This is a genomic window from Carnobacterium sp. AT7 (assembly GCF_000171855.1).
Classification (GTDB): Bacteria; Bacillota; Bacilli; order Lactobacillales; family Carnobacteriaceae; genus Carnobacterium_B; species Carnobacterium_B jeotgali.
In genome coordinates, this window is record NZ_ABHH01000017.1 from 1 (window position 1) to 16,286 (window position 16,286).

At 34.9% G+C, this 16,286-nt stretch carries 12 protein-coding genes and 2 pseudogenes; all 14 read left to right on the forward strand.

Translation table 11 applies throughout. The features are described from left to right. On the forward strand, positions 1–1,078 hold a 1,078-nt coding region (gene dnaA, locus CAT7_RS07525; protein WP_007723999.1), incomplete at its 5' end, for a chromosomal replication initiator protein DnaA. A 182-nt stretch (positions 1,079–1,260) separates the two neighbouring features. Further along, positions 1,261–2,403 carry a DNA polymerase III subunit beta gene (dnaN, locus tag CAT7_RS07530; RefSeq protein WP_007724002.1) on the forward strand — a complete coding sequence of 381 codons (1,143 nt, stop codon included), beginning with the start codon at positions 1,261–1,263 and terminating at the stop codon, positions 2,401–2,403. Between the two features lie 267 nt (positions 2,404–2,670). Then, positions 2,671–2,922, forward strand: a complete 252-nt coding sequence (yaaA, locus tag CAT7_RS07535) for a S4 domain-containing protein YaaA (protein ID WP_007724005.1) — start codon at positions 2,671–2,673, stop codon at positions 2,920–2,922. After that, a complete protein-coding gene (gene recF / locus CAT7_RS07540) occupies positions 2,922–4,043 on the forward strand; it encodes a DNA replication/repair protein RecF (RefSeq protein WP_007724008.1) in 1,122 nt (373 codons plus the stop codon). Before yaaA ends, recF begins: the two co-directional genes overlap by 1 nt. A 2-nt stretch (positions 4,044–4,045) precedes the next feature. Next, positions 4,046–5,983, forward strand: a complete 1,938-nt coding sequence (gene gyrB / locus CAT7_RS07545; RefSeq protein WP_007724011.1) for a DNA topoisomerase (ATP-hydrolyzing) subunit B — start codon at positions 4,046–4,048, stop codon at positions 5,981–5,983. Positions 5,984–6,006: 23 nt separating this feature from the next. Beyond that, positions 6,007–8,592, forward strand: a complete 2,586-nt coding sequence (gene gyrA, locus CAT7_RS07550; protein WP_007724014.1) for a DNA gyrase subunit A — start codon at positions 6,007–6,009, stop codon at positions 8,590–8,592. Between the two features lie 367 nt (positions 8,593–8,959). Beyond that, positions 8,960–9,259 (forward strand): 30S ribosomal protein S6, encoded by a 300-nt coding sequence (gene rpsF / locus CAT7_RS07555; RefSeq protein WP_007724024.1) that lies wholly within the window; start codon positions 8,960–8,962, stop codon positions 9,257–9,259. A 48-nt stretch (positions 9,260–9,307) separates the two neighbouring features. Beyond that, positions 9,308–9,763: pseudogene (ssb, locus tag CAT7_RS07560) on the forward strand (single-stranded DNA-binding protein); the annotation flags it as partial. Next, positions 9,743–9,826 (forward strand): annotated as a pseudogene (locus CAT7_RS12700) (single-stranded DNA-binding protein); the annotation flags it as partial. The pseudogenes ssb and CAT7_RS12700, both read left to right, overlap by 21 nt. A gap of 30 nt (positions 9,827–9,856) precedes the next feature. After that, a complete protein-coding gene (rpsR, locus tag CAT7_RS07565) occupies positions 9,857–10,096 on the forward strand; it encodes a 30S ribosomal protein S18 (protein WP_007724031.1) in 240 nt (79 codons plus the stop codon). A gap of 518 nt (positions 10,097–10,614) precedes the next feature. Next, positions 10,615–12,615, forward strand: a complete 2,001-nt coding sequence (locus CAT7_RS07570; protein WP_007724034.1) for a DHH family phosphoesterase — start codon at positions 10,615–10,617, stop codon at positions 12,613–12,615. Positions 12,616–12,619: 4 nt separating this feature from the next. Then, positions 12,620–13,075: a 50S ribosomal protein L9 gene (gene rplI, locus CAT7_RS07575; protein ID WP_007724036.1), complete on the forward strand. Its 456-nt coding sequence runs from the start codon at positions 12,620–12,622 to the stop codon at positions 13,073–13,075. Positions 13,076–13,277: 202 nt separating this feature from the next. After that, a complete protein-coding gene (gene dnaB / locus CAT7_RS07580; RefSeq protein ID WP_007724038.1) occupies positions 13,278–14,663 on the forward strand; it encodes a replicative DNA helicase in 1,386 nt (461 codons plus the stop codon). A 188-nt stretch (positions 14,664–14,851) separates the two neighbouring features. Beyond that, the gene (locus tag CAT7_RS07585; protein ID WP_007724040.1) at positions 14,852–16,144 is read left to right on the forward strand and encodes an adenylosuccinate synthase; all 1,293 of its coding nucleotides are present in this window, start codon (positions 14,852–14,854) and stop codon (positions 16,142–16,144) included. The last annotated feature ends 142 nt before the right edge of the window (positions 16,145–16,286 follow it).

The window sequence follows — 16,286 nt, forward strand, 5'->3', positions numbered from 1 at the left end:
TAAACTTGCAAATCATAATCTTCACAATGACGTTCCTAAAAAAAACTGGTTTAAAAAAGATATTCAATTAAATACAAAATATACTTTTGATACCTTTGTTATCGGTAAAGGAAATCAGATGGCTCACGCTGCTGCTTTAGTCGTTGCAGAAGAACCGGGAACTATTTACAATCCTTTATTTTTCTATGGTGGAGTTGGACTTGGAAAAACCCATTTGATGCATGCTATAGGTCACCAAATGTTGCTGCTAAACCCTGACGCACGAGTTAAATATGTTAGTAGTGAAACATTTGCGAATGATTTTATAAATTCCATCCAAAACAAAACACAAGAAAAATTTAGAAACGAATACCGCAGTGTTGACTTGCTTCTAGTAGATGACATTCAATTTTTTGCAGATAAGGAAGGAACGCAAGAAGAATTTTTCCATACCTTTAACGCTTTATACGATGATCGCAAACAAATCGTATTGACAAGTGATCGTTTGCCAAATGAAATTCCCAAACTACAAGAACGATTAGTCTCCAGATTCGCTTGGGGTCTATCAGTTGATATCACACCGCCAGATCTTGAAACGCGAATTGCTATTTTGAGAAAAAAAGCTAATGCTGAACGATTAGAAATTCCTGGTGACACGTTAAGTTATATCGCTGGTCAAATTGATTCAAATATTAGAGAACTAGAAGGCGCACTAGTACGGGTGCAAGCTTATGCAGCAATCGAAAGTCGCGATATTACCACTAGCTTAGCTGCTGATGCATTAAAGAGCATGCTGCCTTCAGCAAAACCAACAACACTTACTATTTTAGATATCCAACAGGCTGTCAGTAAATATTATCAATTATCGATTGCTGACCTTAAAGGCAAAAAGAGGATCAAGTCCATTGTTTTACCAAGACAGATTGCTATGTATTTATCTCGAGAACTTACTTCAAATTCTTTACCCAAAATCGGTGCTGAATTTGGCGGAAAAGATCACACGACAGTTATTCATGCGTATGAAAAAATCGTTCATGCTTTAACAAGTGATGATCAATTAAAACAAGAAATAACAGATTTAAAGAAAAAATTAACCTAGTTCTTTCTTTTACACATGTGTATAACTAAGCGAGTTATCCTTTTTTTATCAACAAGTTATCCACATGTGCAAAACCTTTTTACTAATAGGCTTGGACCAGTTTTCCACAGTATCAACAAGCCCTACTACTATTACTAAAAGAACTTATAAAATTAATATAACTATATTTGGAGGTAAAATTAATGAAATTTACAATAAAGAGAAGTGCCTTTTTAAAAAGCTTAGCGGATGTACAGCGTGCGATTTCTTCTAGAACAACCATACCTATATTGACAGGTTTAAAAATCATTGCTAATGATGAAGGATTAACTTTAACAGGTAGTGATTCAGATATTTCGATTGAAGCTTTTATTCCTGTATCAGAAGAAGAAAATCTTTTAACCATTGAAAAAACTGGCGGAATTGTTTTACAAGCACGCTTTTTTAGTGAAATTGTAAAAAAACTTCCTGAAGAAACAATGACAATTGAAATATTAGATCATTTTCAAGCATTAATTACTTCAGCAACAGCCTCATTTAGAATTAATGGCTTAGATCCTAATAATTACCCACATTTGCCAATCATTGATACATCAGAAACATTTACTTTACCTGTAAACTTATTTAAACAAGTTATCGGACAAACGGTTATTGCTATTTCTACCCATGAAAGTCGTCCAATCTTAACAGGTGTAAATATTGTTATTGAAAATGAAAAGTTTCTAGCAGTTGCTACCGATAGTCATCGTTTAAGTCAACGTGTCATTCCGATTGAAATGAATGACGAGCAAGCGACAAAGAAATACAACATTATTATCCCAGGTAAGAGTTTGATCGAATTATCTCGGACATTGGATGAAACATCAGATACGATTGAAATGATGATCACTGAAAATCAAGTTTTATTTAAAGCAGAAAATCTATATTTCTATTCTCGTTTACTTGAAGGGTATTATCCTGATACTAAACGATTGATTCCTGACAATTCTTCAACAGAAATTAGTTTTAATGCGAGTGCTTTATTAGGTTCTATCGAACGTGCTTCTTTACTTTCACATGAAGGAAAGAACAATGTTGTAAAAATTACTATTACGCCAGATTTAATTGAAATTTCGGGGAACTCACCTGATGTCGGTAATGTTAAAGAGGAATTAGAATATCTATCTGTTGAAGGGGAGCCGATTGAACTGTCGTTTAACCCTGATTACATGAAAGATGCATTAAGAACTTTTGGACAAACAGATATCAAAATTAAATTTACATCTCCAGTCCGTCCTTTTATTCTGGTTCCAAGTGAAAATGGACAAGACTTTATTCAATTAATTACTCCTGTTCGAACTTTTTAAAAAATTAAGCAAGTAAAAAACTACTTTTCAAGCAATTTGAAAAGTAGTTTTTTTTATTATGCTCCAAATAACCATGTTTTTTTCGTTTTAAGCAATTGTGAGTGATTTAAGGTCTTTTTTTATCTTGTCGTTAAAATCGATAATAGTAGGGTTATTTTTAGATTTGGTTGTATTTTTGGCTAAAAAGGAGTATAATAAGATTAATAAGCGACAGCGTGATGCGTGGATTATGTCCACGCTTATTTTATTGAAAAGTAGGTGAAAAACATGAAAAAAACAATTAAAATCAATCGTGAATTCATTACATTAGGACAATTTTTAAAACATGTAAACATTATTAGCAGTGGCGGTATGGCTAAATGGTATTTGGCTGAACACACAGTAATGTTGGATAATGAAGTTGAAGATCGAAGAGGGAAAAAAATCTATCCAGGTTCTGTTGTTGAAATACCAAATGAGGGGACTTTTTTTATCCAATCAGAAGGTACAACTGATGAATCAAATAAGGAAGAAAAATAATGCTATTGAAAGAAATCCATCTTTCCAATTATCGTAATTATGAGCATGCTGAAGTTATTTTTTCTAAAGGGATTAATGTTTTCTTAGGAGAAAATGCCCAAGGGAAAACTAGTTTGATGGAAGCTATTTACGTTTTAGCAATGGCAAGAAGCCATAGAACTGCCAATGACAAAGAAACTATTCGCTGGGACCAAGATTTTGCCCGTGTAAGTGGCAGAATCCAAAAGAAAAACACTAGTTTTCCACTTGAAATTTCTATTTCAAAAAAAGGGAAAAAAGCAAAATTTAATCACCTGGAGCAAAAAAAACTAAGTGAATACATTGGAAACTTAAATGTTATTTTATTTGCTCCAGAGGATTTATCTCTGGTAAAAGGTTCGCCTTCTGTCCGAAGAAAATTTTTAGATATGGAAATGGGGCAGATGAGCCCTATTTATTTACACCATCTTGTACAATACCAACATCTTTTAAAGCAAAGAAATAGTTACCTTAAACAATTAAGTCTAAAAAAAGAAAAAGATCTAACGTTTCTAGATATTCTAACTGAACAGTTAGCAGAATATGGAGCGGCTATTTTATTAGAACGCTTTTCTTTTGTAAAAAAATTAGAAAATTGGGCTAAACCGGTTCATAGTGAAATTTCTAAACAAAAGGAATTGCTTGAAATTGGATATGCTTGTAGTTTGAAAATTACAGATGAAACAAGCAAAGAACAGCTTTATTCAGATTTAATGAACGCTTTTGCACAAGGTAGGCAGAGAGAATTAGAGCAGCGAACGACTATTTTTGGTCCTCATAGAGATGATTTGAAATTCACTGTGAATGGAAGAAATGTTCAAACTTATGGTTCTCAAGGTCAACAAAGAACGACTGCACTAAGTGTTAAATTGGCAGAAATTGATTTGATGAAAGAGATGACAGGCGAGTATCCCGTCTTATTATTAGATGATGTTTTATCAGAATTGGATGATGAAAGACAAACGCATTTATTGAAAGCAATTCAAAATAAAGTTCAAACATTCTTGACGACAACTAGTTTAGATGGAATAAAGAAAAATATGTTGGAAACCCCGAAAATTTTTCTGATTGATAATGGACAAGTAGAAATGGAGAGTGAATGAGTGTGTCTGAAGAAATTAAAAGCAAACAAGATTTAGCAAATGAATATGATGCGAGTCAAATACAGGTTCTAGAAGGTTTAGAAGCCGTTCGTAAACGTCCAGGTATGTATATTGGAGCAACAAGTAGTGAAGGATTACACCATTTAGTATGGGAAATTGTAGATAATTCAATTGATGAAGCTTTGGCTGGTTTTGCTGACGAAATTAATTTAAGTATCGAAAAAGACGGAAGTATCATTGTCATGGATAATGGCCGTGGAATTCCGGTCGACATCCAAGCTAAAACAGGCCGTCCAGCATTAGAGACCGTTTTTACGATTCTACATGCAGGTGGTAAATTTGGCGGAGGAGGGTATAAAGTTTCCGGTGGTTTACATGGAGTAGGATCTTCAGTGGTTAATGCTCTTTCGACTACATTGGATGTTTATGTCTATAAAAACAGTAAAATCTATCACCAACAATATGCTCAAGGAAAAGTAGTCCATGATGTAGAAGTAATCGGTGAAACAGATAAACACGGTACGACTGTTCATTTTGTACCGGATCCTGAGATCTTTAAAGAAACGGTTGAATTTAATTTTGACAAATTAGCGACACGTGTACGTGAGCTAGCGTTCTTAAATAAAGGATTGAAAATTACTGTTGAAGATAAACGTGAAGACAAACAAGCCTTTTTAGAGTATCACTATGAAGGTGGAATTAAGAGTTACGTAGAATTTCTGAATGAAAATAAAGTTGTTTTGTATGATGAACCGATCTTTTTAGAAGGCGAACAACAAGGAATCACTATTGAAGTAGCAATGCAACATACAGATGGCTACCATAATAATTTAATGAGTTTTGCTAACAATATCCATACTTATGAAGGTGGAACACATGAATTTGGTTTCAAGACAGCCTTAACACGTGTGATAAATGACTACGCTAAAAAGAATAAAATCATTAAAGAAAATGAAGAAAATCTAACTGGAGAAGACGTGCGTGAAGGCTTAACAATCGTCTTATCCATCAAACATCCAGATCCTCAATTTGAGGGACAAACGAAAACAAAATTAGGAAACTCTGAAGCACGTACGATTACAGATCGTTTGTTTTCCGCGCATTTCGAAAAATTCTTAATGGAGAATCCGCCAGTAGCTCGTCAAATTGTTGAAAAAGGTTTGTTAGCTGCTAGAGCACGTTTAGCTGCAAAAAGAGCGCGCGAAGTAACACGTAAAAAAAGTGGACTAGAGATAAGTAACCTTCCTGGTAAACTAGCTGACTGTTCAAGTAAAGATCCTTCTATCAGTGAATTATTTATCGTTGAGGGAGATTCTGCCGGTGGTTCTGCTAAACAAGGACGCTCAAGATTATTTCAAGCAATCTTACCCATTCGTGGAAAAATCCTAAATGTAGAAAAAGCAACATTAGACAGAATTTTAGCTAATGAAGAAATTCGATCATTGTTTACAGCTATGGGAACAGGATTTGGTGGCGATTTTGACGTTTCTAAAGCTCGTTATCATAAATTAGTGATTATGACCGATGCCGATGTCGATGGAGCACATATCCGTACTTTATTGTTGACCTTATTTTATCGCTACATGCGTCCAATAGTTGAAGCGGGTTATGTTTACATTGCTCAGCCTCCTTTGTATCAAGTGCGCCAAGGTAAAAAAATGGTTTACTTAGATTCAGAAGATGAATTGAATGAGTATTTGAAAGAAATTCCTCTTTCACCAAAACCTGCAATTCAACGGTATAAAGGTCTTGGAGAAATGGATGCTGAACAATTATGGGAAACAACTATGAATCCTGAAAACAGACGGATGTTGCAAGTCACTGTTGATGATGCAATTGAAGCAGATAAAAGCTGTGACATGTTAATGGGTGACCGTGTTGAACCAAGACGTATATTCATTGAAGAAAACGCACGTTACGTGCAAAATTTAGACATTTAATCCAACTAGGAGGACAATAAAAAATGGCTGAAGAATTTAAAGAAAATATAAAAAATGTTGAATTAAGCCATGAAATGCGCAGTTCATTCCTTGATTATGCAATGAGTGTTATTGTAGCGCGCGCGTTGCCAGATGTACGAGATGGTTTGAAACCAGTACATCGTCGTATTTTGTATGGAATGAGCGAATTGGGCGTAACGCCAGATAAAGCACATAAGAAATCAGCACGTATCGTTGGGGATGTTATGGGTAAATACCATCCTCATGGAGATAGTGCGATTTATGAATCAATGGTTCGGATGGCTCAAGATTGGAGTTACCGCTATCCGTTAGTGGATGGTCATGGAAACTTTGGATCAGTCGATGGCGATGGAGCTGCAGCGATGCGTTATACGGAAGCGCGTATGACGAAAATGGCTTTAGAAATGCTGCGTGATATTAATAAAGACACGATTGATTACCATGATAACTATGATGGCTCAGAACGTGAACCAGACGTATTACCAGCTCGTTTCCCTAATCTACTTGTAAACGGTGTGACAGGGATTGCTGTTGGTATGGCTACCAATATTCCACCGCATAATCTAACTGAAGTTATCTCAGCATTACACATTTTGATGAATAATCCTGATGCAACAACAGCTGATTTGATGGAAGCAATCCCAGGGCCTGATTTCCCAACTGGGGGATTAGTCATGGGTAAATCTGGTATCAGAAAAGCTTATGAAACGGGTAAAGGCTCGATTATGGTTCGAGCTAAAGTTGAAATTGAAATACAAAAAAATGGCAAAGAACGCATTCTCGTGCACGAATTACCGTACATGGTGAATAAAGCGAGATTAGTCGAACGCATCGCTGATTTAGCAAGAGACAAACGAATCGAAGGCATTACTGATTTAGCAGATGAATCCGATCGTGATGGTATGCGCATCGTAATTGATGTGAGACGTGACGTAAGTGCAAGTGTTGTCTTGAATAACTTATATAAACTAACGTCAATGCAAACATCTTTTGGCTTTAACATGTTAGCAATTGTAAATGGTGTTCCGAAAGTATTAAGTTTAAAATCTATTCTTGAAGAATACTTAAAACACCAAGAAGTGGTTATTCGTAGAAGAACGGCTTATGATAAACGCAAAGCTGAAGCACGTGCACACATCTTAGAAGGTTTAAGAATAGCCTTGGACCACATTGAAGAAATTATTCGAATTATCCGTAGTTCAAAAACGGGTGATGTGGCTAAAACGACGTTAATTGAAACGTACGGCTTATCAGAGAAACAAGCACAAGCTATTTTAGATATGCGTATGGTCCGATTGACTGGTTTAGAGCGCGATAAAATCGAATCTGAATATACTGAATTAATAGCCTTGATTGAAGATATGGCTGATATTTTGGCAAAACCAGAACGGATACACAAGATTATCGAAACGGAGCTTCTTGAAGTACAAGAAAAATTTGGCGATGCTCGTCGTACGGAATTATTAGTAGGAGAAGTTCTAAGTCTTGAAGATGAAGATTTGATTGAAGAAGAAGATATTGTTATTACGTTGACAAGCAAAGGGTATATCAAACGTCTTCCAAGTTCTGAATTCAAATCACAAAGACGTGGCGGACGTGGTATACAAGGAATGGGAGTTCATGATGATGATTTCATTGAAACCTTAGTTTCTTGTTCAACTCATGATACATTATTATTCTTTACGAATAACGGAAAAGTTTATCGTTCAAAAGGATATGAAATACCTGAGTATGGCCGTACAGCTAAAGGAATTCCAGTCATAAACTTATTAGGTATCGATTCTGGTGAAACCGTTCAAGCGGTTATAAATGTCAGAGGAGAAGCTGAAGATGGTCTGTATCTCTTCTTTACAACGCGCCTTGGAACAGTTAAACGTACAGATGTAAAAGCCTTCTCTAATATCCGAAGCAATGGACTAAAAGCTATTGTGTTAAAAGAGAATGATGAATTGATGTCTGTTTCTGTAACAAATGGTGACGAAAATATCATTATTGGAACGCACATGGGTTATGCCGTAAGTTTCCATGAAAAAGATGTTCGAAACATGGGTAGAACTGCTGGTGGTGTTCGTGGTATTCGATTAAGAGAAAATGATTATGTCATTGGAGTCGATCTGTTAAAAGAGGATTCTGAAGTTCTGATCATTACAGAAAAAGGGTATGGAAAACGAACTAAAGCAAGTGAATATGCTATTAAAGGCCGTGGCGGAAAAGGAATTAAAACAGCTAATATCACAAGTAAAAATGGTAACTTAGCTGGTTTGACAACTGTCAAAGGCGATGAAGATATTATGTTGATAACAAATACAGGTGTTATTATTCGCTTTAATGTTTCAGCAGTATCGCAAACAGGTCGTGCCACATTAGGTGTACGTGTTATTCGAGTAGCAGAGGAAGTAAAAGTTTCGACTATGGCAAAAGTAGACGCAGAAGTGATAGAGGATGAAATAGATGAAACCGAAATCGTTTCTGAAGCATTCACTACAAAAGAGTCAGGATTAGATGATTCAATCCAAGAAATTAATCCTGTAAACGACTCTGAAACTGACATAGAAGACATTACTGACACTGATTCAACAGAAGAATAAAAAACAAAGCAAAAAAGAGTGGACCTCTATTGGTCCACTCTTTTTTGCTTTTATCAGGACAATCAAATTTTAAAAAAGCTTTTCGATAAATAGTACGAATACTTAAATAGAAGAGTGGACATAGTACTACCTTTGTAGAATTATATAAGGGTAAAAATCCAGAAATTTTGAACAAATAACAGCAGACAGATATCTAACACTAAAAACGATAAAGCTAAAAAAACGTATTTAAAATGCTACTCAGGTATTGATGTTCAAAATAAAATATGATATACTAAACGGACGTGAGTAATCTAATGAGTTATCAATAGAATACTCTCCTTGCTCTGTAAAAAGAGCCAAAGTCCATAAGGAGGTGACAGTCAAGATGAGTAAAGCAGCAAAATACGAAATTTTATACATTATCCGTCCAAACATCGAAGAAGCTGAAAAAACAGCTTTAGTTGAACGCTTTGACACTATTTTAAAAGATAATGGTGCTGAAATCACTGAATCTAAAGACTGGTCGAAACGTCGTTTTGCTTACGAAATCAAAGATTTCCACGAAGGAATCTACCATATCGTAAAACTTACTGCTAATGATGCAGTTGCAATTAACGAATTCGATCGTTTATCAAAGATCAGCCCTGATATTCTGCGTCATATGACAATTAGAGAAGAAGACTAAGCAAAAAATGTTTCACATGAAACATTTTTATCGGAAGGAGTGGGCAATGTGATTAACAATGTTGTTTTAGTTGGAAGATTAACAAAAGATGCTGATTTAAGATACACTTCAAATGGTACAGCGGTAGCAACTTTTTCATTGGCTGTAAACAGACAGTTTACGAACCAAAAAGGTGAAAGAGATGCTGATTTTATTAACTGTGTTATTTGGAGAAAAAGTGCTGAATCATTTGCGAATTTCACCAGAAAAGGTGCATTAGTAGGTGTGGAAGGCCGTATCCAAACGCGTTCTTATGATAATCAACAAGGGCAACGTGTATATGTTACAGAAGTAGTTGTTGAAACGTTCTCATTATTAGAATCAAAATCTAAAAATGATCAACGTAAAGACCAAGGTGATTCTCAAGCAGGATCTTATGGTTCTCAACAAAAACCTTATAACAATAATGCACAAAGTAACTCACAAGAAGCTCCCCGTAACCAACAATATCAAAACTTTGGAAACTCTGATCCTTTTGAAAAGAGCGGACAACCGATTGATATTTCAGATGACGATTTACCATTCTAGAATGAATGGGAAATAAAGGAGGAAAATAAAATGGCTCAACAACGTAGAGGCGGAAAGAAACGCCGGAAAGTTGACTTCTTTGCAGCAAACCACATTGAACATGTGGACTATAAAGATGTTGATCTTTTAAAACGTTTTATCTCTGAAAGAGGTAGAATTTTACCGCGCCGTGTTACTGGAACATACGCGAAAAACCAACGTAAATTAACTAAAGCAATTAAACGTGCTCGTATTATGGGATTATTACCTTTCGTAACTGACGAACAATAAAAAAAATAAAGGAGTTGAGGCAAATGTCTCAACTCTTTTTGTTTTATTTATTAAGTACTTCATGCATTTTGGATAGACTATTTTTTAGTGCCAATCAACTCTGAAAGAAGAGGTCTTCTTAAAATAGTATGGAATAGATGAATTTGCTTGTAAGAGCCCTAGTGCCATCGTAAGCCTCAAACACAGCTTAATCGCTAAAGCGTTAAAGCTGTGTTATTCGTATTGCTGGTAACTTCAGTAATCCTTAAAATTACTTTAGGTATTTATGTCAAAGTTTGTTATGCTTATAAGTTCCTAAGGGGCAAATTTGTTCATGGTACAATAAATTTCTGTTCAATCATTCCTCTAGCTATTGAGTAAACTGAAAAAATGGGTAACTCAAAAGAATTAAATCAAGAAAGTTTCACGTGAAACATTGCTGATTTTGTTTCATGTGAAACAAGTTGTCTACTTAGAGAACAAGTGGTAAAATAGAGAGTGAACTTGAATTAGGAAAGAGATGGAAAAAGGAGTTTATTATGAATAAAAAACTGTCTCAAGAAAAGCTTCCAGAATTCTTAAATGATAAAAAAATACAGACTATTATTGCAATTATAATCGCATTGCAGTTAAGTACGATTATTCTGGGATTCTTCGCCAACATTGGAATTGGTTTAGCATTATTGGTTATATTTATAGTTGTACTAGTTTTATTGTATAATTTGCTAAAAAAATTAACTGCTGAAAATAAAAAATATATTTCTGATTTAGCTTTTAGAATTAAACGGGGAGAACAAGAAGCGCTTATTAAAATGCCAATTGGAATTCTTTTGTTTAATGATAATTTACAACTGCAGTGGATTAATCCATATCTTCAATCTCATTTGGGTTATCAAGAAGTTTTAGGCAAACAATTAGAAGACGTTGATAGTGAATTAGCCACACTTATTGAAGAAAGTCGTGATTCTGGCTTGAAAACAGCTAAATGGGGCGATAAGTTTTTTCAAATTATTGTTCAAAAAGACATAAAAGTGGTATATCTTATGGATATTACTGAATACGCTATCATTCAATCGAAATATGAAGATGAAAAAATTGTTATTGGTAATATCTTTGTTGATAATCACGATGAAATTACTCAAGGGATGACGGATCGAAATATATCTAACTTAGATAATTTTATTACAACTCAATTATCTAATTGGGCGAAATTGCACCATGTATATTTGAAACGAATTACTGAAGATCGTTTTATTGTTATGATGCACTACAACTCTTTGACAAAGATGGAAGAAGAGAAATTCAGCATTATTGATCAAATAAGAGAAAGAACATCAAAACAAAATTTCCCATTAACATTAAGTATAGGTATTGCTTATGGATCTGATGATTTAAGTGAGCTGTCTAAATTAGCTCAAAGTAATTTGGATCTAGCTTTAGGCAGAGGTGGAGACCAAGTTGTTGTTAAAGGTTATGAAACTGAACCCCGTTATTATGGTGGAAAAACAAATCCAATGGAAAAAAGAACGCGTGTTCGTTCTCGGATGATCAGTCAAGCACTCCAAGAACTGATGAAACATTCTGATCAAATTTTTATTATGGGACATAAATATCCTGATTTAGATGCAATAGGTTCATCGTTAGGCATTAGAAGAATCGCTGAAATGAATAATAAAGAAGCTTGGGTCGTTGTAAATCCAGAAGAATTTAGTAAAGATATATCTAAGTTAATGAAAGAAGTGGAAGAAGACAGTCAAATTAGTCGCTATATCATTACACCGTCAGTTGCGGAACAAATGATTACCGCCAATAGTTTAGTCGTTTTAGTCGATTTCCATCGTCCTTCTATGGGGATAGCACCGGAACTGATTTCACGAACGAATAAAGTAGTTGTGATTGATCATCACCGCCGTGGAGAAGCTTTTCCAAAGGATCCTGCTTTAGTTTATATTGAACCCTATGCCTCATCTTCAGCTGAACTAATTACTGAGTTGTTTGAATACCAATCAAAAGAAGCGAATCCGATTAATAAAATTGAAGCCACGGCTTTATTAGGTGGAATTATTGTAGATACAAATAGTTTCTCCTTGAGAACCGGTTCTCGTACCTTTGATGCAGCGAGTTATTTAAGGTCTTGTGGTGCTGATGCTATCATGATTCAACGATTGTTGAAAGAAGATAAGGAAACCTACCTTCTTCGTAGTCATTTGATTGAAACAATTGAATTTATTACTGAAAATATAGCCGTTGCAATTGGTGAAGAAGACAGTATTTATGATACAGTAGTAGCAGCGCAAACGGCTGATACGATGTTATCAATGTCTAATGTTGATGCAGCTTTTGTTATAACTAAGCGTTCTGATAACCGAATTGGCATTAGTGCTCGTAGTTTGGGCGAAATCAATGTTCAAGTTATTATGGAGCAACTTGGTGGTGGTGGGCATTTATCTAATGCTGCTACGCAATTAGAAGACACAACCATAAAAGAAGCAAAAGAGCGATTACGCGATGCTATTGTAATGAAAAAAGAGGAGGAATAAAATTATGAAAGTCATATTTTTAGCAGATGTAAAAGGTAAAGGAAAAAAAGGCGATGTAAAAAACGTTGCTGATGGATACGCACATAACTTTTTATTGAAAAATAATTTAGCTAAAGAAGCTACGTCAGCAAGTATTAGTGAATTAAATGGAAAAATAAAAGCTGACGAAAAGAAAGAAGAAGAAATCCTACAAGAAGCTAAAAAAGTCAAAGAATTTCTCGAAAAAGAAGAGAATGCAATTGTAATTAAAACTAAAGCTGCTGAGGATGGGCGTTTATTTGGATCTGTTACGACTAAACAGATAGCTGCCACAGCTGAAAAACAATTAAATGTAAAACTTGATAAACGTAAAATTGATCTAGCTTTTCCGATTCGCACTGTAACATCAATGAAGATGGATGTAAAAATTCATCCTGAAGTGGTGGCAACTATAACAGTGAATGTTTTACCAGAAAATTAACATAGTAAGAAAAGTAAAAGCGTTTGGCTCATTAGCAGTATAAGAGCCAAACGCTTTTTAATTTGGAATAGATAGAAGAAAGGAACGAATGTTCTTTTTAGCAGATTGTATTACTTATCTTTTTAAGGTAAAATAATAGAATTGAATCTTACTAGTTAAGGAAAAATAATCAGAGTATTGATAGTGAAAGGAAGAGAATTTATTGGCACAAGAAGCTTTTCAAGACCGTTTACCGCCACAAAGTATTGAAGCTGAACAAGCTGTGTTAGGTTCCATATTTTTAGATCCTGAAACTGTTGTCGGTGCTTTAGAATTTATTGAGTCAAAAGATTTTTATCGTCGTGGTCATCAGGTGATTTTTCAATCAATGTTAGAACTGAATAATCATAATGAAGCAATTGATATCGTTACAGTAACCAATGCATTAGAATCTAAAAATCAGTTAGAAGATGTGGGCGGAATGGCTTACTTAGCTGAGCTAGCTGTTTCTGTTCCCACTGCTGCTAATATGGAGTATTACGCAAAAATAGTAGAGCAAAAAGCTATTTTAAGAAACTTAATCCATACAGCTACGGATATCGTTACTAAAGGATATGAAGAAGGAGACGAGCTTGCAACGATTTTAGACGAGGCTGAGCGTAGTATTCTAGAAGTATCTGAAAGACGCAACAGGAGCGGTTTTTTAGCTATTTCAGATGTGTTAAACAGTTCTATTGCACAAATCGATCAACTTTATCAAAATAATGAAGAAATTACTGGTTTGCCAACTGGTTATCAAGCATTAGATAAAATGACTGCTGGTCTTCAAAAAGAAGAATTAATCATTCTAGCTGCTCGTCCGGCTGTAGGGAAAACCGCATTTGCTTTGAATATTGCTCAAAATATTGGAACAAAAACCGATGAGACAGTTGCTATTTTTAGTTTAGAAATGGGAGCTGAATCACTAGTCAATCGGATGCTTTGTGCAGAAGGAAGTATCGATGCTGGACATTTAAGAACGGGAACATTATCAGAAGAAGAATGGCAAAGCTTGATTGTAGCAATGGGTAGTTTATCAAAGGCCAATATTTATATTGATGATACTCCAGGGATCAGGATAGCTGAAATTCGTGCTAAATGTCGCCGATTAAAACAAGAGAAAGGTAATCTGGGTTTAGTATTAATTGATTACCTACAGTTGATTGAAGGTACTGGGCGTGAAAGTAGACAACAAGAAGTCTCTGAGATTTCTCGTCAGTTAAAAAAGCTTGCTAAAGAACTAAAAGTTCCAGTAATAGCATTATCTCAATTATCGCGTGGTGTGGAGCAGAGACAAGACAAACGTCCTGTGTTAAGTGACATTCGTGAATCTGGTTCGATTGAACAAGATGCTGATATAGTAGCCTTTTTGTATCGTGATGATTATTATGATCGTGAAGGTGGAGAAGATGACGAAGACCATGAATCTGCAGGCGAAGATAATGTAATAGAAGTTATTATCGAAAAAAATAGAAGTGGTGCAAGGGGTACTGTAAAACTTTTATTTATAAAAGAATACAATAAATTTTCTTCGTTAAGTTATTACCCAGATGAAATGGCTCAACGTTAAAAAAAGGACTAATGCGATAATTGTTCGCATTTTGTCTTTTTTTTTTGGTTAAATAAAAATAATGTTCGTTTTTTTCTAATATTTTAGTTAAAAAAGTAATGAATATTCGTTTATTTGTTGAAACAAGCAACAATTACTGATAGAATTAATAAGTATTTGGGTAAAAAAAAAATTAATGAGGTGTTCATATGTCTTCAGTAGTAGTAGTTGGTACACAATGGGGCGATGAAGGAAAAGGTAAGATCACAGATTTTTTAAGTGAGAATGCAGAAGTCATTGCACGTTATCAAGGTGGCGATAATGCCGGACATACGATTCAATTTGATGGTGAAACGTATAAATTACATTTAATCCCATCAGGTATTTTCTATAAAGATAAAATCAGTATCATTGGAAATGGTGTTGTTGTGAATCCTAAGGCTCTTGTTAAAGAGTTGGCTTATTTACACGAAAAAGGAATAACAACCGATAATTTGCGTATTTCTGATCGTGCTCATGTTATTTTGCCATACCATATTCAATTAGATCAATTACAAGAAGACTCTAAAGGCGATCAAAAGATTGGAACAACAATCAAAGGAATCGGACCAGCCTATATGGATAAAGCGGCTCGTGTCGGTATCCGAATTGCTGATTTATTAGATAAAGAAATCTTTGAAGAACGCTTGCGTATTAATTTAGAAGAAAAAAATCGTAGTTTTGTAAAAATGTATGATTCTAGTGCCATTGAATTTGATGATGTCTTTGAAGAGTATTATCAATATGGACAAGAACTTAAACAATACGTTTGTGATACTTCAGTAGTCTTAAATGATGCTTTAGATGATGGCAAACGTGTATTATTTGAAGGGGCTCAAGGAGTTATGTTGGATATCGATCAAGGGACATATCCATTCGTTACTTCTTCTAATCCAGTAGCTGGCGGAGTAACAATCGGTAGTGGTGTTGGTCCTTCAAAAATCGACAAAGTAGTGGGCGTATGTAAAGCCTATACTTCACGTGTGGGTGATGGTCCATTCCCAACTGAATTATTTGATGAAGTAGGACAACGTATTCGCGATATTGGTCGTGAATATGGTACAACTACTGGACGTCCGCGACGTATCGGCTGGTTTGATACTGTAGTGATGCGTCATTCAAAACGAGTATCTGGAATCACTAACCTTTCTTTAAACTCAATTGACGTTTTAAGTGGGTTAGAAACGGTTAAAATCTGTACTTCTTATGAACGTAATGGAGAAGAAATTCTTCATTATCCAGCAAGTTTAAAAGAATTGGCTGAATGTACACCAATTTATGAAGAAATGCCAGGCTGGAGTGAAGATATTACAGGATGCCGTACGTTGGCAGACCTTCCTGAAAATGCAAGAAATTATGTCCACCGCATCTCTGAATTAGTTGGTGTTCGTATTTCAACATTCTCAGTAGGACCTGACCGTGAACAAACAAACATTTTAGAAAGTGTTTGGGCACAAATTTAATAAGTAAGTGACTAGCTAAGCAAAAGTTTTCTTTTGCTTAGCTAATTTTTTTACTCGATAAGGATACAAAAAGGTCTAATTTTATTTATTTTTTTACATAAAGGTATAAAAATGTGTTAAACTGTATTTTGTAAGAAATAAA

Coding starts and splice junctions, on each gene's coding strand:
- recF (WP_007724008.1), top strand. CDS start 2,922: ATGCTATTGAAAGAAATCCATCTTTCCAATTATCGTAATTATGAGCAT.
- rplI (WP_007724036.1), top strand. CDS start 12,620: ATGAAAGTCATATTTTTAGCAGATGTAAAAGGTAAAGGAAAAAAAGGC.
- yaaA (WP_007724005.1), top strand. CDS start 2,671: ATGAAAAAAACAATTAAAATCAATCGTGAATTCATTACATTAGGACAA.
- rpsR (WP_007724031.1), top strand. CDS start 9,857: ATGGCTCAACAACGTAGAGGCGGAAAGAAACGCCGGAAAGTTGACTTC.
- dnaN (WP_007724002.1), top strand. CDS start 1,261: ATGAAATTTACAATAAAGAGAAGTGCCTTTTTAAAAAGCTTAGCGGAT.
- CAT7_RS07570 (WP_007724034.1), top strand. CDS start 10,615: ATGAATAAAAAACTGTCTCAAGAAAAGCTTCCAGAATTCTTAAATGAT.
- rpsF (WP_007724024.1), top strand. CDS start 8,960: ATGAGTAAAGCAGCAAAATACGAAATTTTATACATTATCCGTCCAAAC.
- gyrA (WP_007724014.1), top strand. CDS start 6,007: ATGGCTGAAGAATTTAAAGAAAATATAAAAAATGTTGAATTAAGCCAT.
- CAT7_RS07585 (WP_007724040.1), top strand. CDS start 14,852: ATGTCTTCAGTAGTAGTAGTTGGTACACAATGGGGCGATGAAGGAAAA.